At 64.8% G+C, this 20,616-nt stretch carries 20 protein-coding genes; 11 read left to right on the top strand and 9 right to left on the bottom strand.

What is annotated here, in order from left to right:
- Positions 1-83: 83 nt before the first annotated feature.
- From H5V43_RS06080 to ccmC, 7 genes are all read right to left on the bottom strand, one after another.
- Positions 84-719 carry a tetratricopeptide repeat protein gene (locus H5V43_RS06080; RefSeq protein WP_044662380.1) on the bottom strand — a complete coding sequence of 212 codons (636 nt, stop codon included), beginning with the start codon at positions 717-719 and terminating at the stop codon, positions 84-86.
- Positions 716-1,126 (bottom strand): cytochrome c-type biogenesis protein, encoded by a 411-nt coding sequence (locus H5V43_RS06085; RefSeq protein WP_025547423.1) that lies wholly within the window; start codon positions 1,124-1,126, stop codon positions 716-718. The genes H5V43_RS06080 and H5V43_RS06085 overlap by 4 nt, the downstream gene beginning before the upstream one ends.
- Positions 1,123-1,650, bottom strand: coding sequence for a redoxin family protein (locus tag H5V43_RS06090; protein WP_025547425.1), 528 nt, complete (start codon positions 1,648-1,650; stop codon positions 1,123-1,125). The genes H5V43_RS06085 and H5V43_RS06090 overlap by 4 nt, the downstream gene beginning before the upstream one ends.
- On the bottom strand, positions 1,647-3,587 hold the full coding sequence (locus tag H5V43_RS06095; protein ID WP_099185768.1) for a heme lyase CcmF/NrfE family subunit: 1,941 nt from the start codon (positions 3,585-3,587) through the stop codon (positions 1,647-1,649). Before H5V43_RS06095 ends, H5V43_RS06090 begins: the two co-directional genes overlap by 4 nt.
- A 139-nt stretch (positions 3,588-3,726) precedes the next feature.
- The gene (gene ccmE / locus H5V43_RS06100) at positions 3,727-4,173 is read right to left on the bottom strand and encodes a cytochrome c maturation protein CcmE (RefSeq protein WP_025547427.1); all 447 of its coding nucleotides are present in this window, start codon (positions 4,171-4,173) and stop codon (positions 3,727-3,729) included.
- Positions 4,170-4,310, bottom strand: coding sequence for a hypothetical protein (locus H5V43_RS06105; protein ID WP_165363354.1), 141 nt, complete (start codon positions 4,308-4,310; stop codon positions 4,170-4,172). The genes ccmE and H5V43_RS06105 overlap by 4 nt, the downstream gene beginning before the upstream one ends.
- A gap of 4 nt (positions 4,311-4,314) precedes the next feature.
- Entirely contained in the window at positions 4,315-5,037 is a 723-nt protein-coding gene (ccmC, locus tag H5V43_RS06110; RefSeq protein WP_025547429.1) for a heme ABC transporter permease CcmC, read from the bottom strand.
- A 200-nt stretch (positions 5,038-5,237) separates the two neighbouring features.
- Here ccmC and purF point away from each other — a divergent pair, with 200 nt between their 5' ends.
- Together purF and H5V43_RS06120 are read left to right on the top strand one after the other, a co-directional pair.
- Complete coding sequence (purF, locus tag H5V43_RS06115; RefSeq protein ID WP_025547430.1) at positions 5,238-6,698, top strand: amidophosphoribosyltransferase; 1,461 nt, start codon at positions 5,238-5,240, stop codon at positions 6,696-6,698.
- 81 nt (positions 6,699-6,779) lie between these two features.
- Positions 6,780-7,505, top strand: a complete 726-nt coding sequence (locus H5V43_RS06120) for an SDR family NAD(P)-dependent oxidoreductase (protein WP_025547432.1) — start codon at positions 6,780-6,782, stop codon at positions 7,503-7,505.
- A 201-nt stretch (positions 7,506-7,706) separates the two neighbouring features.
- Here H5V43_RS06120 and H5V43_RS06125 read toward each other — a convergent pair whose 3' ends face one another.
- Positions 7,707-8,972, bottom strand: coding sequence for an SAM-dependent methyltransferase (locus H5V43_RS06125; protein ID WP_025547434.1), 1,266 nt, complete (start codon positions 8,970-8,972; stop codon positions 7,707-7,709).
- Between the two features lie 35 nt (positions 8,973-9,007).
- Positions 9,008-10,384 carry a cryptochrome/photolyase family protein gene (locus tag H5V43_RS06130; RefSeq protein WP_099185979.1) on the bottom strand — a complete coding sequence of 459 codons (1,377 nt, stop codon included), beginning with the start codon at positions 10,382-10,384 and terminating at the stop codon, positions 9,008-9,010.
- Between the two features lie 195 nt (positions 10,385-10,579).
- On the opposite strand from H5V43_RS06130, the gene H5V43_RS06135 reads away from it, so the two are divergent.
- The 9 genes from H5V43_RS06135 to H5V43_RS06175 all read left to right on the top strand — a co-directional run bounded on the left by H5V43_RS06135 (position 10,580) and on the right by H5V43_RS06175 (position 20,613).
- Positions 10,580-11,065, top strand: a complete 486-nt coding sequence (locus H5V43_RS06135; RefSeq protein ID WP_044663162.1) for an RNA pyrophosphohydrolase — start codon at positions 10,580-10,582, stop codon at positions 11,063-11,065.
- Between the two features lie 44 nt (positions 11,066-11,109).
- The gene (locus H5V43_RS06140; protein WP_025550074.1) at positions 11,110-12,009 is read left to right on the top strand and encodes a DUF481 domain-containing protein; all 900 of its coding nucleotides are present in this window, start codon (positions 11,110-11,112) and stop codon (positions 12,007-12,009) included.
- Between the two features lie 63 nt (positions 12,010-12,072).
- Positions 12,073-13,296, top strand: coding sequence for a hydrolase (locus tag H5V43_RS06145; protein ID WP_025550073.1), 1,224 nt, complete (start codon positions 12,073-12,075; stop codon positions 13,294-13,296).
- Positions 13,293-14,312, top strand: coding sequence for an arginine N-succinyltransferase (locus H5V43_RS06150; RefSeq protein WP_173676444.1), 1,020 nt, complete (start codon positions 13,293-13,295; stop codon positions 14,310-14,312). The genes H5V43_RS06145 and H5V43_RS06150 overlap by 4 nt, the downstream gene beginning before the upstream one ends.
- Complete coding sequence (locus tag H5V43_RS06155) at positions 14,309-15,592, top strand: N-succinylarginine dihydrolase (RefSeq protein WP_025550072.1); 1,284 nt, start codon at positions 14,309-14,311, stop codon at positions 15,590-15,592. Before H5V43_RS06150 ends, H5V43_RS06155 begins: the two co-directional genes overlap by 4 nt.
- A gap of 24 nt (positions 15,593-15,616) precedes the next feature.
- Positions 15,617-15,835 carry a hypothetical protein gene (locus tag H5V43_RS06160; RefSeq protein WP_025550071.1) on the top strand — a complete coding sequence of 73 codons (219 nt, stop codon included), beginning with the start codon at positions 15,617-15,619 and terminating at the stop codon, positions 15,833-15,835.
- A gap of 37 nt (positions 15,836-15,872) precedes the next feature.
- Positions 15,873-17,324 (top strand): cobyric acid synthase, encoded by a 1,452-nt coding sequence (locus H5V43_RS06165; RefSeq protein WP_025550070.1) that lies wholly within the window; start codon positions 15,873-15,875, stop codon positions 17,322-17,324.
- A 187-nt stretch (positions 17,325-17,511) separates the two neighbouring features.
- Complete coding sequence (locus H5V43_RS06170; RefSeq protein WP_099185766.1) at positions 17,512-19,224, top strand: type I secretion system permease/ATPase; 1,713 nt, start codon at positions 17,512-17,514, stop codon at positions 19,222-19,224.
- A 6-nt stretch (positions 19,225-19,230) separates the two neighbouring features.
- Positions 19,231-20,613 (top strand): HlyD family type I secretion periplasmic adaptor subunit, encoded by a 1,383-nt coding sequence (locus tag H5V43_RS06175; RefSeq protein WP_025550068.1) that lies wholly within the window; start codon positions 19,231-19,233, stop codon positions 20,611-20,613.
- Positions 20,614-20,616 lie beyond the last annotated feature (3 nt).

Here is a 20,616-nt window from a genome sequence, read left to right on the forward strand (position 1 = left end):
GTCATTCCATAAGCCCCCGCAAACCGCCGCGCCCTATCACGGCTCCCGGGTGGTGGCAATGATGCCGCTGCGGCTTCGACCGTCTATCGGCCTTCGGACCCGAGCATGGCATCGATACGCGCGATATTGCCTTCGAGTTCCTTCTTGACCTCGCTGCCTTCGGGGGCGCTGGCGGCCAGCGGGCCCCAAAGGGCGCGTGCTTCCTTGAGTTGCCCCGCCCGGGCGAGGGCCAGTCCGTAGAAATAGCGGGGCGCCGGACCTTCGGGATCGATCGCCATCGACCGGCGATAGGCGAAATCGGCGGCGGGAGACAGCACTCCGCCTGCATGCGCGACCAGCGCATTGCCGAAGCCCAGCCACAAATTGGGATCGTCCGGAGTCTCGCGAAGTCCGGACAAAAGGACGTTCGCCGCTTCCTTCGTCTTCCCCTGTCGGCCAAGGCCGTCCGAAAGCATCAGCCATTGGCCCGCCTTGCCATAGCGCTCGGCAAGGCCCCGGCGTTGCTCGGCCAGCTTCTCGTCGAACGCGGCGCCGCCCCTGTCGGCCGCCTGCCGGGGCGAGCCAGCCAGTCCGGGACGGCCCTGCCACGCATAGCCGGCCAAACCCAGCAACAGCGCAGCGGCCGTGATTTCCCAGGCCGACCTCGGCACCCGCCCGACAAGGACGAGCGCCACGCTCACCAGGACCAGCTGGGCGCCGGCAATGATCCAGCCGGTCATGCCCGCCTCCCCCGCTTGATCCGACCGCGCAGCAGCAGCAGCCCCAATCCCAGCAGGATCAGGGGCGCGGCCCAGAGCGGCCAGAGGATCGGATCGGCTGTCGGCTCATAGCTGACCCAGTCGCCATAGCGCTCGATCAGCCAGGCGCGGATATGCTCGGGCTCTTCCCCCGCCATGATGCGTTCGCGAATCTGGGAGCGCATGTCGCCGGCCATGCTGGCATTGCTGTCGGCAATCGACTGACTCTGGCAGGTGAGGCAGCGGATCGTCTCCATCAGCGTCCGCGCCTTCTTCTCCAGGGCCGGGTCTTCGATCTGGCGGTCGGCATAGGGCGCCGGCGGCAGCGCGGACTGCGCGAAGACCGGCACGCTCAGCATCAGCGCCAGCAGGGCGACCAGCATCCTCATTGCGCATTCCTCAGCCGGTCCAGGATCATCGGCACATCATCCTGACGGATGTCGCCGACATGCTGATAGGCGATGCGGCCCCTTCCATCGATGATGAAGCTTTCGGGCACGCCCGACGAACCCATGGCGATCTGCACCTCGCTCCGCGCATCCAGGCCGATGCGGGAATAGGGATTGCCATAGCGCTTGAGGAAGGCGTCGACATCGGGCCGGGCATCGCGGATGGCGATGGCGTCGATCTCCACGCCCGCCTGCCTGAGCGCCAGCAACTGCGGCGCCTCGGCCGCGCAGGGCACGCACCAGCTCGCGAAGATATTGAGCAGGCGCGGCTTGCCGGTCGCGAGTTCCGAACTTGCCAGCGGCGGCCGGTCGCTCGCGGCGGCAGGCAGGACAAAGGCAGGCAGCGCCTTGCCCACCAGTTTCGAATTGATGATCCGGTCGTCCGGACGCAGCAGCCCGCTGGCAAACAGCCCGAAAAAACCAAGGAACAGCGCCAGCGGCAGCCAGATCAGCAGCTTCCTCATGCGCCGGCCTCCACGGCCCTGCGTGCCCGCCATTTGAGCAGCCATCCGCGCCGTTCCCGCCCGACCAGCGCCAGCGCGCCGCCCACAGCGATCAGGAAACCGCCCAGCCAGATCAGCGTCACGAAAGGCTTCCACCAGATGCGGAGCTGCCAGCGGCCTTCATCCGCCTCCTGCCCCAGCACGACATAGAGCTGGCCATTCCAGCGGGTCAGCAGAGCGGCCTCCGTCGTCGTCGTGGGCGGCGAGGCGAAGAAGCGGGACTGCGGGTGGATCAGGACCGGCTCCCCACCATCCCGGCTGGCTTCCATATCCGCCTGGAGCGCGGTCCAGTTATCGCCCGCTATCGGCAGAATCTGCTTGAACCGGATCGTCCAGCCCGCCGTCTCCACAGTATCGCCAGGGCGGGCGGCCACCAGCTTTTCCACCGTGAAAGCCGAATCGCAGGCCATGCCCGCCAGGCTGACCGCGCAGCCCAGATGCGCGATCACCATGCCCCAGGTGAAAAGCGGCGTGCGACGCAGATTGCGCTTCCAGAGCGGCGCGACACTCCCCACAGCGACGGCCAGGGCGATCACCAGGCCGAGGAAAGGCAATATGCCGATCCGTCCCCAGGCGAATGCCGACAAGGCGAGGAAAACCAATCCCGCCATTATCAGCGGGACGGCTATGCGCCGGCTCACCTCCCGCATCCGGTCGCGCCGCCAGCGGGTCAGCGGCCCGAGGACCATGACGATCATCAAGGCAAGCGCGACAGGCCCGGCGATGCGGTCGAAATAGGGCGCGCCGACCGACACCTTATGGCCGAAGGCCTCGGTCAGCAGCGGATAAAGCGTGCCGATCAGCACCAGCCCCAATATGACCGACAGCAGCAGATTGTTGACGACCAGCATGGTTTCCCGGCTGACCAGCTCGAACGGCGCGCCCTCGCGGACCGCGCCCACGCGCCAGCCGAACAGCGCCAGCGCCCCGCCGATATAGAAGCCGAGCAACGCCAGGATGAAGGTTCCGCGCTCCGGATCGACGGCAAAGGCATGGACGCTGGTCAGGATGCCCGACCGGACGAGGAAAGTGCCGACCATCGACATGGAGAAGGCGACGACCGCCAGCATCACCGTCCAGGCGCGCAGGGCGTCGCGGGTGGCCAGCACGGTCACGCTATGCAGCAGCGCCGTCGCCGCCAGCCACGGCATGAGCGAGGCGTTCTCCACCGGGTCCCAGAACCACCAGCCGCCCCAGCCCAGCTCATAATAGGCCCAATAGCTGCCCGCCGTGATGCCGAGCGTCAGCAATATCCACGCCCCCAATACCCAGGGCCGCATGGCGCGGGCGAAAGCGGCGTCCACCTGCCGGGTCAGCAATGCGCCGACAGCGAAGGAAAAGGCAACCGACAGCCCGACATAGCCAAGGTAAAGCGTCGGCGGATGAAAGGCGAGGCCGGGGTCCTGCAACAGCGGATTGAGCCCCTGCCCGTCTGCCGCCGGCGGGTCGATCCGCGCGAAGGGATTGGAGGCGAAAAGCAGGAAGGCGTAGAAACCAAGGCTGATCGCCGCCTGTCCGCCCAGCGTCGCCATATGGGTGTCACGCCGCAAGGCCCGCTCGAACAAGGCGACGGCCGATCCGGCGACGCCCATCACCGTCACCCAAAGCAGCATCGACCCTTCATGATTGCCCCATGTTCCAGCGAATTTGTAGAGCCACGGCTTCATCGAATGGCTGTTGGTGGCGACGAGCAGGACCGACATGTCGGATCGCAGAAACAGCATGATCAGCAAGGCGAAGGCCGTCGCGGTCAGCACCCCCTGCGCGACCGCCACCGGACGGACGGCGCCCAGCAGCTCGCTCTTGCCACCCGCCAGGCCGATCGCGGCCAGCGCCAATTGAAGCAGCGCCAAGGACGCGGCGAGCCATAATGCGGCAAGGCCGGCTTCAGCGATCATGCTGCCGCTTTCCTCCCGAATGCTTCATGGCCATGAACCAGATGCCGGGCCTGCTCCGCCCCTTCGAGTTGCGGAGCGCGGGGCCTGATGGATGCTGAACCAACCCCAGCATGACCTTGCCGATGACGCTGGCTCTCGCTCACCTTTCGGCCTTCATCTTGTGGTTTTTTTCATCATAGCTCATGCCTTCCAGTTCACGCGGCATGTAGCGTTCGTCGTGCTTGGCCAACAGGTTGGTGGCCTGGAAGGTGCCGCCCGCATCGAAAGCACCTTCCGCCACCACACCTGAACCTTCGCGGAAAAGGTCTGGCGTGATGCCCTTGAAGCTCGCCGGAACGGTCGCCTTGCCGTCGGTGACGTCGAAATGGATGGTGACGCCGTCGCTGGCGCGCTTCAGGCTGCCCTTGACCACCATGCCGCCCAGCCGGATCGCCTTGCCCGGCTCGACGCCCTTGGTCTTAACGTCATTGGGCGCGTAGAAATAAGCCGCCTCGTCCTTCAGCGCGGAAGCGGCCAGCAATCCCGCGCCGATCAGCGCGAGCAGGGCCACCACGGCCAGGATCAGCCTTTGATGCTTTGCCTTCATGCCCTGTCCGCCGATACCCTGTCCGCCGATGCCCTGCGTTCAGCGTTGCGCATCGCGCGCCAACTGAACAGGCTGATGAGGCCGGTGCCCGACAAGGTCAGCGCATAGGCGCCGATGACGAAAGCCCATTGGTTCATATCCTCACCCCCGCGCCAGCCTTTGCATGCGCGCTTCGATCTTGTTCTGCGCCAATATGGCGCGCATGCGCATCAGCACGATCGCGGCGAAAAGCAAGGTAAATCCGGCGAGGGTGAAGCCGAGCGGCCAAAGCAGCGCGGTATCGATGCTGGACCCGCGCAGCGTGATGCTGGGCCCCTGATGCAGGCTGTTCCACCAGACGACGGAGCGGTTGATGATCGGGATGTTGATCGCGCCCACCAGCCCGAAAATGGCTGTCACCGGGCTCACCCCGCCGCTGCCCTGCCGCGCGCTGGCATTGGCGAGCGCGATATAGCCGAGATAGAGGAAGAACAGCACCAGCATGGAGGTCATGCGTCCATCCCATTCCCACCATGTACCCCAGGTCGGCCGGCCCCAGATCGATCCGGTGACAAGGCAGATCGCCGTGAAGAAAGCGCCCGGCATGGCGATGGCCCGGCCCGCGACGGCCGCGAGCGGATGGCGCCAGACGAGCTGCATGAGGGCAGCGACGGCGATTCCGGTCCATCCGCCCATGCCCAGCCACGCAGCCGGCACATGAATGTAGAGGATGCGCACCGTATCCCCCTGAAGATAGTCCGCCGGGGTCACGAACAGGCCGCAGCCGGCGCCGGCCAGCAGCAGGATCAGCCCCGGCCAGAACAGCCAGGCGGTCAACGGCCGGGCAATTCTGAGGAAGCGTGCAGGATTGGCGAAACGATGCATGAGAAGAGGCTATTAGCCTCCCCAATGGCTCAAGGCCAGTAGGCCTTTTTCCCAATTTCATCGCTGGAAAATAGCGGCCGGTAGGTATTGCATCCCTTTTTTGTGACAGGCAGGCGACAAATCGTCCTCAACGCACTATATGCGCGCGAAAGCCGTCCCGATGAGGGCGCACAGGATCGGCAGTGGACCATCAAAAACCCATGTTTACGACCAACCCGTTCGACGACGACAAATTGCGTGAGGAATGCGGCATTTTCGGCGTCTTCAACGCTGAAACCGCCTCCGCCATGGTGGCCCTTGGCCTTCACGCGCTCCAGCATCGCGGCCAGGAAGCCGCGGGCATCACCAGTTGGGACGGCCATGATTTCCACACCCATCGGGCAATGGGGCATGTGGCCGGGAATTTCGACCGCGACGAAGTGATTCGGGGCCTTCCCGGCACCGCCGCCTGCGGCCATGTCCGCTATTCCACCACCGGCGAGACATCGCTCCGCAATGTCCAGCCGCTTTATGCGGAACTGAGTTCGGGCGGTTTCGCCGTCGCGCATAACGGCAACATCTCCAACGCCATGAAGCTGCGGCGGGAACTGATCCGCCGCGGTTCCATCTTCCAGTCGACGTCGGACACGGAAGTCATCATCCATCTGGTCGCCACGTCCACCTATCGCACGCTGCTCGACAAGTTCATCGATGCGCTGAAGCAGGTCGAGGGCGCCTATTCGCTGATCGTCATGACGCCCGAAGGCATGGTAGCCTGCCGCGACCCGCTGGGCATCCGGCCGCTGGTCATGGGCAAGCTGGGCGATTCGATCATCTTCGCCTCTGAAACCGTCGCCTTCGACGTGGTGGGCGCGGAGCATGTCCGCTCCATCGAACCGGGCGAACTGGTCATCGTCACCCATGACGGCGAGGTGCGCAGCCACCGTCCCTTCGGCGACACCCATGCCCGGCCCTGCATCTTCGAACATGTCTATTTCAGCCGTCCCGATTCGGTCGTGGACGGCTCCAGCGTCTATTCGGTCCGCAAGGCGATCGGCGCGCAACTGGCCATCGAAAATCCGGTCGAGGCGGACTTCGTCATCCCCGTGCCCGACAGCGGCGTTCCGGCAGCAATCGGCTATGCCCAGCAATCGGGCATTCCCTTCGAGCTGGGCATCATCCGCTCGCACTATATCGGGCGCACCTTCATCCAGCCGGGCGACAAGGTCCGCCATCTGGGCGTGAAGCTGAAGCATAACTCCAATCGCGCCCTGATCGAGGGCAAGCGGATCGTCCTGATCGACGATTCGATCGTGCGCGGCACCACTTCGCTCAAGATCGTGCAGATGATGCGCGAGGCAGGCGCCAAGGAAGTGCACATGCGCATCGCCAGTCCGCCGACCAAGCATAGCTGCTTCTATGGCGTCGACACGCCGGAACGGACCAAGCTGCTGGCGCACCGTCTGGACATTGGCGGGATGCAGGACTTCATTCATGCCGACAGCCTGTCCTTCATCTCGATCGACGGCCTGTACAAGGCCTTGGGCGAGGCGAAGCGCGCCGACATACGGCCGCAATATTGCGACGCCTGCTTCACCGGCGACTATCCCACCACTCTGACCGACCAGGACGAAGCCGTGGTTCAGAACCAGCTCGAACTGCTGGCCGAACGAGTGGTCTGAACGCCTTTCCTACCGCTGGACGGACAGCCCGACGCTTTGCGGCCTCGGGCTTGCTCCTTCCTGACCCCATGAGGGACATTCATGTCGACCCAACCCCTTTCCGGCCAACCCCTTTCCGGTAAGCTCGCCCTCGTCACCGGAGCGAGCCGCGGCATCGGCGCCGCCACGGCGGAAGCACTCGCCGCCGCCGGCGCCCATGTCATCCTGACCGCCCGCACCACTGGCGGGCTGGAAGAGGTGGAGGATCGCATTCACGAGGGCGGCGGCAATGCGACCATCGCGCCGCTGGACCTCATCGACGGCGAAAGCATCGGACGATTGGCGCATGCCATTTCGGGTCGCTGGCAGGCGCTGGACATATTGGTCCTGAACGCGGCGACGCTGGGCAGCCTGGCTTCGGTTCCAGCCATCGACGCCAAGGAATTCGCCCGGTTGCTGACGCTCAATGTTGCCGCGCCCCAGGCGCTGATCGCGGCGTTCGACGGCATGCTGCGGGCGAGCGGCGATGCGCGCGTGGTGGCGATCACCTCTTCGGTCGGCGCGACGCCGCGCGCTTATTGGGGCGCCTATGGCGCTTCGAAGGCGGCGCTCGAAACCCTGGTCGGCGCCTATGGCGAGGAAGTGAAGAACATTTCCGCCATCCGCACCCATATCGTCGATCCCGGCGCCACCCGTACAGCGATGCGGGCGCGGGCCTTTCCGGGTGAAGACCCGGCGACGCTCAAGGAACCGGCTGCCGTGGGTCAGGCGATTCTCGACCTGGTGATTGCGGACACGCCCGACGGATACCGGACGCGTATCGATTAGAGGCTGAGCCCTGGGGATGACTGGACTGGCCGGTTGCGGGCATAGCACTTCCCCCATCCACCCGCCAAGGCCGCTAGAGCAGATTCCGATCCGATTGCATCGGCTCGACTGCTCTAAATTTTTGTTTTGTCGCGTTTTCCGGGTCAGCAGATGATCCCATCTGCTTGGAAAACGCTCTAGCCGAACCGAATTCCTCCCGCCCTAAGCCGGCTTCACCAGCGTGACCTGCGCGACATCGATGGTGCCGCCGCGAAAGCCGCCTTCGCAATACATCAGATAATAGCGCCATAGATCGACGAAATGCTGGTCGAAACCGGCCGGCAACCATCCCCTGTCGACCGCCCGATCGAAGCGTTCGCGCCACCGCCGCAGCGTTTCGGCATAGTGCAGGCCGAAGCGGCGTACATCACGCCACTCCAAACCACTCGCTTCGGCCAAGGCCCGGAAACGGCTTTCCGAAATCAGCATGCCGCCTGGGAAGATATAGGTCTGGATGAAATCCGCGCCCCGGGCGTAGCCTTCGAAGATCGCGTCATCGATCAATATATATTGTATGGCTGCCCGCCCACCGGGCTTGAGCAGACGCTCGATCGCCCCGACATAGGCCGGCCAGTAACGTTGCCCGACTGCCTCCACCATTTCCACGCTGGCAATGGCGTCATATTGCCCCTGCGCGTCGCGATAGTCGCGCAATATGATGTTCGCTCCCGACCCCAGGCGGTCACGTGCGAAATGCGCCTGTTCCACAGACAGGGTCAGCCCGTCATAACGGATCGGGCAACGCGCCATCGCCTGTTCGGCCAAGCCGCCCCAGCCGCAGCCGATTTCCAGCAGCGAATCGCCATCGCCGATGTCGAGCCGGTCGAGAATGGCGTCGACCTTCCGCTGCTGCGCCCGCTCCAGGCTTTCGATCCGGTCGTCCGGGTCGCGGAACAGGCCGCTGGAATAATGCATGCCCTTGTCGAGCCATGGCTGGTAGAAATCATTCCCCAGATCATAATGATAGGCGATGTTGCGCCGCGAACCCTTGCGGCTGTTGCGGCGCGCCCAATGGAACGCGCGCCCGATCCAGCGTGCCGGCCCATGCGGCCGGGCGACATTGCCCAGGCTGGCTGCATTGGCCATGAACAGGGCGAAGAGCGGAACCGGATCGGGACTGGTCCACTCTCCCCGGGCCCAGGCCCTGTACCAGCCGGCCGATCCCCCGGCGATCAGGCGAATCAGCGCCCGCCAGCGCAGCAGATGAACCTCGCATTCCGGTCCCGCTGCGCGGCCGCCGAGCAGGCGCTGGCTGCCGTCCGGCAGAATGGCGAGCAAAGAACCCTGTTCGAGCCCAAGGTCGATGCGGTCGAGCAATTTGTGGAACTGCCGGGCGGCGAGACGATCCGGCCAGCCATGGCTGCGGCGCTCCAGCGGTCGCCTGACCGGCACTGCGGCCCGGCCACGACGGGGTTCAATGGCGTTCATGCTTCCACTCTGCCCGATGGTTTAACGCGTCGCAATCATGGCCTGATCCCGCGCCATGCGGCGAGAGCCCGTTCACGCCCCTCCCGATGACCGATGCACTTGGCCGGATAATCGGACGGACGCGCGTCATGCGCTTCGGGGTCGTGAATGATGTCATCGTTCAGATGCGCCAGTTCCGGCACCCAGGCCCTGATATAGTCCGCGGCGTCGAACTTTCCCGACTGGGTCAGGGGCGCCATGATCCGCGAGAAGATATTGGCATCGACGCCGCTGCCTGCAACCCATTGCCAGTTGACGCTATTATTGGCGTAGCTCGCATCGACCAGCGTATCCCAGAACCAGCGCGCCCCATGCCGCCAGTCGATCAGCAGATGCTTGATCAGGAAGCTGGCCGCGATCATGCGCACCCGATTATGCATCCAGCCCGTCGTCCAGAGCTGCCGCATGCCGGCATCGACAATGGGATAGCCCGTGCGCCCTGTCTTCCACGCCTTGAAATCGGCACCAGCCTCGCGAAGATCGCGCCAGGGCATCGCGTCGAAGGCTGGCCGCGCATTTTCCGATCCATAGGCGGGCATGGCCCATATCTGCGTATGGGCATAGTCGCGCCAGATCAGTTCCTTGAGGAAGGTCGTCGCATCGCCGGGCGCTCCGGCAACCCGGCGCCAGACATAGGCGGGGGAGACCTCCCCGAAATGGAGGTGCGGCGACAGGCGAGAGCTCCCCTCCAGCGAGGGCAGGTTCCTGGCCCTGTCATAATCCGCCACCTGGTCGAGAAAGGCGGCGACATTGGCCCGCGCCCCCGCTTCCCCAGGAGTCCAGTCGCGTGAAAAGGCCCTGGCCCAATCGGGCTTGGTCGGCGAAAGGCCCCATCGGTCCAGCGAATCGCTTTTCGGCCAACGTCCTGGCGCATCGATGCGCGAAGGCGCGCGAACCGGTTCGGCCGGCGGCATATGCTCCATCACGGCGCGGGCGAAGGGGGTATAGATCCGATAGCTGTTTCCTTCGCCCGTCCGCACCGCGCCGGGCGGCAGCAGCAATGCGCCGTCATGCAGGCACAGCTCCAGCCTTTTGACGAGCGCCTTCTCCGCATTGCGCCACCAGGGTTCGTAATGATGCAGGGCATGCACGCGCCGGGCGCCCGTTTCCTCAGCGATCTGGACGATCTGATCGATGCAGTTTCCCTGCCTCAGGATCAGGCGCGATCCCTTCTCCCGAAGATTTTCGTCCAGGCTCTTCAGGCTATGGTGCAGCCACCAGCGCGACGCTCCGCCCACCTTCCATTGGCGCGGCGCCTGATCGTCCAGCACATAGACGGGAATCACCGGCCCTTCCTGCACGGCGGCTGCCAGTGCGGCCTGATCGGCAAGGCGCAGGTCCTGACGAAACCAGAGAATTACGGGGTCTGACATGCGATCGGGCATGCCATGGGCCGCCCGATGTTCCAAGCCCCCGCCCATTTGAAGCGATGCACAGCACAAATCGCCGCGTCAGGATTTTTCCGGCATGGACGCGCCGCCCCGCCCCGCTTATTCTTGCACTGCACAAAGCGACGGGCGGGCTGGAGCCTCCGGACGGCTTGTCGGGATTAACGACCAGGGACTATGATGGCTTCGATGCCGAATGATTCAGAACTCGCCTACCGGCCATGCGTCGGTGTCATGCTCGTCAACATGGATGGCAAGGTTTTCGTCGGTCAGCGGATCGATAATGCGGTGGAAGCCTGGCAAATGCCACAGGGCGGCATCGACGACGGCGAAGATATGAAGGCGGCCGCCCTTCGGGAACTGAACGAGGAGACCGGCATCGTTCGCGAGCATGTGGAGATCATCGCCAAGGCGCGCGAAGAGCATTTCTACGATCTGCCGCCGGAACTGATCGGCAAGCTGTGGGGCGGCAAATATCGCGGCCAGCGGCAATATTGGTTCCTTGCGCGTTTCCTGGGGTCGGATGAGGACATCGACATCCAGACGGCGCATCCTGAATTCCGCGAATGGAAATGGACGGAGCCGGAGAGCCTGCCTGACCTGATCGTGCCGTTCAAGCGCAAGCTGTATCGGGATATTTTGCAGGAATTCAGGGATTTGATCTGAAAACAAGGGTTAAAATCCGCCGCCATGCCAGTATGAGAAGGCGCATGCGTTACTGGCTGGCCGTTCTGCCCCTCTTCCTCTCCACCCCGGCGCTCGCCGATTACCCCGTGCTCCTGCCGCCATCGGTGCGGGAAATGCTGGAGGCGGCCATCGCCAACGGCAATGAGACCGAGATCGCGACCGTCGCGAAGATCGCCAAGCAGACCAATCCCGGTTCCGCCGACGAGATTCAGCGCATGGTCAACAGTTGGAAGGAACGGACCAGGGCGACGCAGGAAACTGTGATCCGCGAGGCGCGCTTCACGGAATTGTGGACGGGCAAGATCGAAGCGGGCGGCTTCCGCTCCACCGGCTCCACAAGCGAAATCGGCATCAGCGCCAGCGCAGCGGTCAAGCGCACCGGCATCCAATGGTCGCACAAGCTGGCCGCCAGCGTCGATTACCGGCGCGCCAACGGCGTGACCTCGCGCGAACGCTATACCGCCAGCTATGAGCCGCGCTACGAATTCGATCCACGGGGCTTCGCCTATGGATTGACGCAGTTCGAGCGGGATACGTCGATCGGCTATGACGCGCGCTACACCGCCTCGGCCGGCATCGGTTACAAGCTGATCGTCAGCGATCCGGTCGACCTCTCGCTGGATGCCGGTCCTTCGATCCGCCACGCCAAATATGTGACGGGAGAGCGGGAGACCAAATTGGGCGCCCGTGCGTCCATGGACTTCGCCTGGCGCCTGACCCCTGCGCTGACCTTCAGGCAGACAGCCTCCGGCTATGCCGAAAGCGACGTCTATACGCTGAATTCGCTGACCTCGCTGGTGACGAAGGTGGGAACACGCTGGTCGGCTGCCTTTTCCTACAATGTGCAATATGAATCGGAGACGCTGCTTTCAGCGCGGGATTCGGACACGATGAGTCGCCTGACCCTCACTTATGATTTCTAGGCGGTCGCCGACTTTCAGGACCAGGGGTGGAGGCGCGCCCTCCGCTCTGATAGGGTCGTTAGGATGAGAGGCATTTCGTCGTTCGAACGGAGCGTCATGGAAAGCGCCGCCGACGCGCCCATGCTCGCCCAGACTGAAAAATGGGCGGCGGTGAACAGCGGGTCGCGCAATCTTCCCGGTCTTGCGGCCATGGCGGCCATGCTTGCCGATGCCTTCGCCGGCCTGCCGGGCGCGATGTCCCTTGTCGATCCAGAGCCGGTGGAAACCGTCCGGCCCGACGGTCGTCTGGCGATGGTCGCGCATGGCAGCCACCTGCGCCTCTCGGTCAGGCCGGAGGCTCCGGTGCAGATCCTGCTCACCGGGCACATGGATACGGTCTTCCCCGCCGACCATGGCTTTCAGGCGCTGCGGTGGGTCGATCCTGCGACGCTGAACGGACCGGGCGTCGCGGACATGAAGGGCGGGATCGCCGTCATGCTGGCCGCCCTGCGCGCGGTGGAAGCCGCACCGGATGCAAGGCGGCTGGGCTATGACGTCATCATCAACAGCGATGAGGAGGTCGGCAGCCCTTCCTCGGCGGCGCTGTTGCGGCAGGTTGCGACGGGAAAGATCGCGGCCTTCACCTATGAACCGGCCCTGCCCGACGGCACGCTGGCCGGGGCCCGCGCCGGCAGCGGCAACTTCGCCATCGTCGTCACCGGACGAAGCGCCCATGCCGGGCGCAATCCGCAGGATGGCCGCAACGCGTTGCTCGCGGCCGCCGACCTGGCGTTGCGGCTGAAGGCGGCGAGCGGCGGCGGCTTTTCCTGCAATCCCGCGCGGATCGAGGGCGACAGTCCCAATAATGTCGTGCCGGACCACACGGTTCTGCACGTCAATTTCCGTCCGAAGACGCCTGCCGACGAGCAGGCCGCGGACGAACTGCTGAAGGACGCCATGGCGCGGATCGCCCTGGAGCATGAGGTGACGCTTCATCGGCATGGCGGCTTCGGCCGGCCGCCCAAGCCGATGGATGGGCGGGCGGAAGCCTTGTTCGGGCTAGTCCGGCAATGCGGCGCGGACCTGGGCCTTTCCATCGCCTGGCGGGATACCGGCGGGGTGTGCGACGGCAATAATATCGCGGCCTGCGGCGTGCCCGTGGTCGACACCATGGGCGTGCGGGGCGGCAACATCCACAGCGATTCGGAATATCTGATCGTCGACAGCCTGGCCGAACGGGCGCAACTATCGGCCCTGGCGCTGCTCCGCATCGCCCAGGGGCATTTCACCGGGGGGATGAAGGCGTGAGTTTTTTCATGCGCACGGCGCGCGCCGACGATTTGCAGACCCTTTATGAAATGGCGAAGCTGACCGGGGGCGGGTTCACCAACCTGCCGCCGGACCGGAAGTCGCTTGCCGCCAAGCTGGAGCGGACGGAACAGGCGCTGGCCCGGCAAGGCGAAGGGGTCGAGGACGAACTGATCGTCATGGTGCTGGAAAACAGCCAGACGGGTCAGGTCCGCGGCACTTGCCAGATATTCAGCAAGGTCGGGCAAAGCTGGCCCTTCTATTCCTATCGGCTGGGCGTTCTCACCCAACATAGCCGGGAGCTTTCGCGCACCTTCAGGGCGGAGATGCTCTCGCTTGTCACCGATCTCGAAGGGTCGACGGAAGTGGGCGGCCTGTTCCTTCACCCCCGCGAGCGTGCGGAGGGGCTGGGTCTGCTGCTGGCGCGCAGCCGCTATCTCTATATCCGCAACCATCGCGCCCGCTTCGGAGAGCGGATCATCGCGGAACTGCGGGGCGTGATCGACGAGGCAGGCGGTTCCCCCTTCTGGGACGGCCTCGCGGGGCGCTTCTTCGGCATGAGCTTTCAGGAGGCGGACGAGTTCAACGCGGTGAACGGCAACCAGTTCATTGCCGACCTGATGCCGAAGACGCCGATCTACACCGCCATGCTGACCGACACCGCGCGCGGCGTCATCGGCATGCCCCACCCCAATGGCCGCGCGGCCATGCGCATGCTGGAGACGGAGGGCTTCACCAATCCCGGCTATGTCGACATATTCGACGGCGGACCGACGATGGTGGGGCAAATCAATTCGCTGCGCACCATCGCCCATGCCTCCGACGCGGTGCTGGGCGCGGTGCACGAGAAGGGCGGAGACAAGATGCTGGTGACCACCGGACGGCTCGCGGATTTCCGCTGCACCTATGGCTTCGTGACGGAACGGGAGGATGGCGGCATATCGCTCGACCGGGCTTCCGCGGAACTGCTGGGGGTGGAACCGGGACAGACATTCACCATGGCGGAACGGGCATGACGGCAAGGGAGATCAATTTCGACGGCCTGGTGGGTCCCAGCCACAATTATGCGGGCCTCAGCCTGGGCAACCTTGCCTCCGCGCGCAACGCGGGCGCCATCTCCTATCCCCGAGCGGCGGCGCTCCAGGGGATAGAGAAGATGCGGTCCAACCTTCGCCTCGGGCTGCCGCAGGGGCTGTTCCTGCCCCAGTGGCGGCCGGATGGCGCCTGGCTGTCAGCTCTCGGGACCGATGTCGGCAATGCGGAGCCGCATATCCGCGCCGCCGCCATGTCGGCCTCCTCCATGTGGGCCGCCAATGCCGCGACCGTTTCGCCGGCCGCCGATACGGCCGATGGGCGCACGCACCTGACCGTCGCCAATCTCGTCACCATGCCGCATCGCAGCCATGAATGGCCGCAGACGCTGGCCCAGTTGCGCCTTGCCTTTTCCGACCGGAACGCCTTCGCCGTGCATGGCCCTGTCCCCGCCCCCTTCGGCGACGAGGGCGCGGCCAATCACATGCGCCTGTGCGACAGCCATGGCGAGGCAGGCGTCGAGGTGTTCGTCTATGGCCAGTCCGGCGGCCCCTTTCCCGCCCGCCAGCATGTCGAGGCGAGCAAGGCCGTCGCCCGGCTGCACCGGCTCGATCCGGATCGCACGCTGTTCGTCATGCAGTCGGAGGAAGCGATCGCGGCGGGCGCCTTCCACAATGACGTGGTCGCCGTCGCCAACGAACGCGTGCTCTTCACGCATGAACATGCCTTTGCGGACAAGGAGCGCTTCTACGCCGATCTCCGCGCCAGGCTGCCGTCGGTGGAGATCGTGGAGGTTCCCGCCAGCGCCATCAGCCTGTCAGACGCGATCCGCAGCTATATCTTCAATGCGCAGCTCGTCACCTTGCCCACGGGCGACCCTTCGAATTTGCCCGGGACAGGCATGGCGCTGATCCTGCCGACGGAGGCGCGGGATATGCCCGCCATCTGGAACTGGCTGGAGAAGATGGTCGCGGGCAACGGCCCCATTCGCAAGCTCGTGCCCGTCGACGTTCGCCAATCCATGGCCAATGGCGGCGGTCCTGCCTGCCTGCGCCTGCGCGTGGTGGCCGATCCTGCCAATATCGATCCCCGCTTCCTGGTGGACGAGGCGAAGCTGGACGGCATTGCCGACATCGTCCGCAACTATTGGCCAGAAGCCATAGCGCCAGAGGATCTGGCCGATACCCGGCTGATCGCCCGCATCGAACAATCATGGTTAACGGTTGTTGACCATTTGCAACTTTCAGGCGATCTAATCCCCTGACGGCGGGCAAGCCGAGTGGGACCGATGGAACGGATCAAGCGCCTCTTCACGATCAAGACCAAGTTCGAGGCGTTTCTGGTGATTTACGCCCTGGCCCTTGGCGCGACCGAGCGCGGCTTCGTCTACATGCAGCAATATCCCGGCACCGGGGGGCATTTGCTGGCGCTGGCCTGCACCGGCAGCGTCTTCATGGCCGGCGGCATGATCCTGGACGCCGTGGAGATGCGGCACAGCGCCATTTAACTTGTATCTGCCGCCCGCTCCATGCAGGAGCGGCGTCATGGCTGCGATCATGCTTCAGGGAACGGGTTCGGACGTCGGCAAATCCTTGCTGGTGGCGGGCCTTTGCCGCGCGCTGGTGCGGCGCGGATACAGCGTCCGGCCCTTCAAGCCGCAGAACATGTCCAACAATGCCGCCGTCACCGCCGATGGCGGAGAAATCGGGCGGGCGCAGGCTCTTCAGGCCATGGCGGCAGGAATCGAACCGCATACGGACATGAACCCGGTGCTGCTGAAGCCGCAGGCCGACCGCACGTCCCAGCTTGTCGTCCATGGCCAGGTGCGCGGCAAGCTGGGCAGCGAAAATTTCCGGTCTGCGCGCGGCGAATTGCTGGAGGCCGTGCTGACCAGCTACCGCCGCTTGCAGGCGCAATGCGACATTGTCGTGGTGGAGGGCGCCGGATCGCCCGCAGAGGTGAACCTGCGCGCCGGCGACATCGCCAATATGGGCTTTGCGCGGGCCGCGAATGTGCCGGTGATCCTGGTGGGCGACATCGATCGCGGCGGCGTGATTGCGGCCGTCGCCGGAACAAGGACAGTCATCGATCCCGCCGATGCGGCGATGATCCGGGGATTCCTGATCAACAAGTTCCGGGGCGACCCCGCGCTGTTCGAGGACGGTTATCGCCATATCGAGCAGTTGACCGGCTGGAAGGGCTTTGGCGTCATCCCCTGGCTGCGACAGGCCAGCCGCTTACCCAGCGAGGATGCCGTGGTGCTCGAACGCCGACAGGGCGGCGGCCACGAAAAGCTGCTGATCGCCTGCCCCATCCTGCCCCGGATCGCCAATTTCGACGATCTGGACCCGCTGAAACTGGAGCCGGGCGTCGAAGTCATGATGGTGCCGCCGGGCCAGCCCATTCCGGCGGAGGCCGCGCTCATCATCCTGCCGGGTTCCAAGGCGACGATCGCCGACCTGCAGGCGGTCCGCGATCAGGGATGGGACATCGACATTCTCGCCCATCGCCGGCGCGGGCGGCCGATATTGGGGATATGCGGCGGTTACCAGATGCTGGGCCGCAGGATAGACGATCCGGACGGAATCGAGGGGCCGCCCGGCGGCATCGAGGGGCTTGGCCTGCTAGACGTGGAAACCCGGCTGACACAGGTCAAGACATTGGAAAGGACCGGCGGAACCGCCATGGGCCGGGCCTTTTCGGGCTATGAGATGCATGTCGGACGGACGGACGGCGCCGATTGCGCGCGCCCGTTCGCCATGCTGGAGGGCGGTCGTCCCGATGGCGCATCGAGCGGAGACGGCGCGGTGATGGGCACCTATGTCCACGGCCTGTTCGCCAGCACCGCGCTGCGCGCCGCCCTTCTGTCCCGCCTGGGGCATGAAGCCGCATCGGAGGATTATCAGGCTTCGGTGCATGAAGCGCTGGACCAGATCGCAATGCAGTTGGAAGAGCATGTCGATGTGCAGGCGCTGATCCGGATCGCCACCGCCTGACCCGGTTGGAGCCTTGCCGGCGGGCCGGGCCATTACGGCACGCATGCGCACCTATGCTATTGGTTATATTTACCGAAAATCAGCAGGATAGTATAAGCAAAGCATAGGACATAGCGCCGACAGTATGGCGCGACATGGGGGCGAGGCGGAACTTATGTTGCGTGACCTTCATAAACCATCCGCTCCGATGAAGGCTGCCCTGTTATCATGCAGGCGCCACTTTCTTTCTTCCTTGATATTCAGCGCATTGATGAACGTCCTTTATATCGGACCCGTTCTCTACATGCTGCAAATCTATGACCGGGTCGTGACGGGACAGGGCAGACTTACCCTGTTCTTCCTGACAATCATCATCATCTTCGTGATCGGCACGCTCGCCCTGCTGGAGCAGGTGCGCTCCCGCCTGCTGGTGCGGGCCAGCATCCGCTTCGACCGGCAGCTTTCGGGGCTGCTGCTCGACACGACGCTCAGTGGACGCGGCTCGACGGGCGAGGCGATGAACCGACAGGCCCTCCGGGAATTCGACACGCTCCGCCAGACGCTGACCGGGCCGACGATCCTGTCGATCTTCGATTTTCCCTGGAGCCCCATCTATGTCGTCGTCTGCTTCCTGATCCATCCGGCCATTGCAGCCATGGCGGTGGCCGGCGGCGGCGCGCTCCTCTTCATCGCGCTTTGCAATGAAAGGCGGACAAATTCGCCGCTGAAGCAGGCCAATGACGCCGCCAACAAGGCCTATGTCAGCCAGGAACAGACGATCGCGGGCGCGGAGGTGATCCGCGCGCTCGGCATGCGGAACGCGCTGGTCCGGCGGCACCTGCTCGAACGCCGGGCGATGCTGAACCTTCAGGCCCATGCCAGCTTCGCGGGCGGGCATTATGTCGCCATCAGCAAGTTCATCCGCCTCGCCCTGCAATCGCTGGCGCTGGGCCTGGGCGCGTGGCTGGCGATCAACGACCAGATTTCGGCGGGCGCGATCTTCGCTTCCTCCTTTCTGGTCGGCCGGGCGCTGGCGCCGATCGACCAATTGCTGGGCGCGTGGCGCAGCGTCGTCCATGCGCGGGCGAGCTATGCGACGCTCAACGATCTGCTGGCCGCGAGGGATGCCGACATCGCCCTCACCCGGTTGCCCGCGCCGAACGGCCATATCGCGGTCGAACATCTGACCTGTTTCAACCCAGGCCAGGAAAGACCTGTGCTGGCCGACATCAGCTTCACGGTGGAGCCGGGGGAGGTCATCGCCATTGTCGGACCCAGCGGCGCGGGCAAATCGACCTTGCTGCGCATGCTGTCCGGCGCGGCGCGGCCGCTGCGCGGATCGATCCGCTATGACGGCGCGGACATCCAGGACTGGGAATCGGAACGACTGGCGAGCTTCGTCGGCTATCTGCCGCAGGACACGTCCCTGTTCGCAGGGACCATCAAGGAGAATATCGCCCGCTTCGGCAATTTCCTGTCGGACGATGAGGAAGCGATAGACAATGCCGCCATCGAAGCCGCCCGGCTGAGCGGCGCGCATGACATGATCCAGCATCTGCCGGGCGGCTATAATCTGACGCTCGGCTGGGGCGGACGCGGCCTTTCCGCCGGGCAGGCGCAGCGCGTCGGTCTTGCGCGGGCGCTCTACGGTGCGCCGCCGCTGGTCTTTCTGGACGAACCCAATGCGCATCTCGACGCGGAGGGAGAGGTGCGGCTGGTCGCGACGCTGGCCGACCTCAAGAAGAGGAATGCGTCCGTCATTATCGTCGCCCATCGCATGGGGATATTGGGCGTGGTCGACAAGATCATGGTGATGCGTGACGGAAGGGTCGAGGCCTTTGGCGCACGCGACGACGTGCTGGGCCGTTTGAAGGCGATCCGGTCGGAAGAACGTCCCGCTCCCCAGACGGCGGAGGGGTAAGGCGCCATGGGAACTATTCAGATCAGGGATGCGGCAGGCGCCGTCGAGCTTTACTATCCCGCCGGAAACGGCGCGGAGATCATCGATGATCGGCCTGAGCGCGACATGCGCGCCGGCATGATCATCGCGGCGCTGTTCTTCGTCCTGTTTCTCGGCTGGGCGGCCTTTGCGCGGCTCGATGCGGCCGCCTATGCGCCAGGGCGGCTCACCGTGTCGGGCCAGCGGCAATCGGTGCAGCATCGCGACGGCGGCGTGGTGGGCGCGATCTTCGTGAAGGAAGGCCAGCATGTCAGCCAAGGCCAGCCGCTGATGGAACTGGCCTCCGCCGAGGTGCGGGCGCAGGCGCGCATATTCGGCGCGCAATATATCGAGTTGAAGGCGCAGCGGGCCAGGCTGATTGCCGAGCAGCTTGGCGCAAGCCATGTCCTGTGGCCTGCCGAATTTGCGATGCTGAAGGGACAGGAGAAGGCGGATGCGGAGGAGGCGATCCGCCTTCAGCTGACCCAGTTCAACGCGCGTAGCTCCGTACTGGCGGCGCAGACCGGCGTGCTGCGCCAGCAGGCCAGTCAGGTGCAGCAGACGGCGCGCGGCTATCGTTCGCAACTGGCGGCCTCGTCAGAGCAGGCCCGTCTGATCGGAGAGGAACTGGAGAGCCTGCGCGGCGTGGCGGAAAAGGGGTTTGTGTCCCAATCCCGGATCAGGGCCCTGGAACGCGCAAGGGCCGATCTTCAGGGACAGGAGGGGCAATTTTCCGCCAGCATCGCCCGGTCCGGGGCGGAAGCGGGGGAAAACCGGCTGAAGGCGCTCGAAGCGGAAAAGGCCTATAAGGAACGCGCCTCATCGGAATTGCGCGACGTCGAATTCTCGCTCAACGAAGTGCTGCCCAAATATCGCGCCGCCAAGGATCAGCTTGCCCGGCTGCAAATCCGCGCACCCGCCACCGGCACCATCGTCGGCCTCAACGTCTTCACTGTCGGCGGCGTCATTTCCGCCGGCCAGAAGCTGATGGACATCGTTCCCGACCGGGCGGGCCTCGTCATAGAGGCGCGGATTTCGCCGGAAGACATTGACGACCTGAAAGTGGGGCAGCAGGCGCAGATCAAGTTCAGCAGCCTGCATGAACGCGACCTGCCGATCATGGACGGCCGGATCACGCGGCTTTCGGCCGACAGCTTCCAGGATGAAAAGGCGGGAGTCTCCTTCTACACCGCAGAGGTGATGGTGCCGCCGATGGAACTGGACAGGATCAGGAGCGTGCGGGGGAAGGATTTCAGCCTGAAGGCGGGGATGCCGGTGCAGGTTCTGGTGCCGCTGCGGCGGCGGACTGCGCTCCAATATGCGCTGGAACCGCTGACCCAGTCGCTCTGGCTGTCCTTCCGGGAGCATTGAGCC

The sequence above is a fragment of the Sphingobium fuliginis genome (genome assembly GCF_015074805.1).
Classification (GTDB): Bacteria; Pseudomonadota; Alphaproteobacteria; order Sphingomonadales; family Sphingomonadaceae; genus Sphingobium; species Sphingobium fuliginis.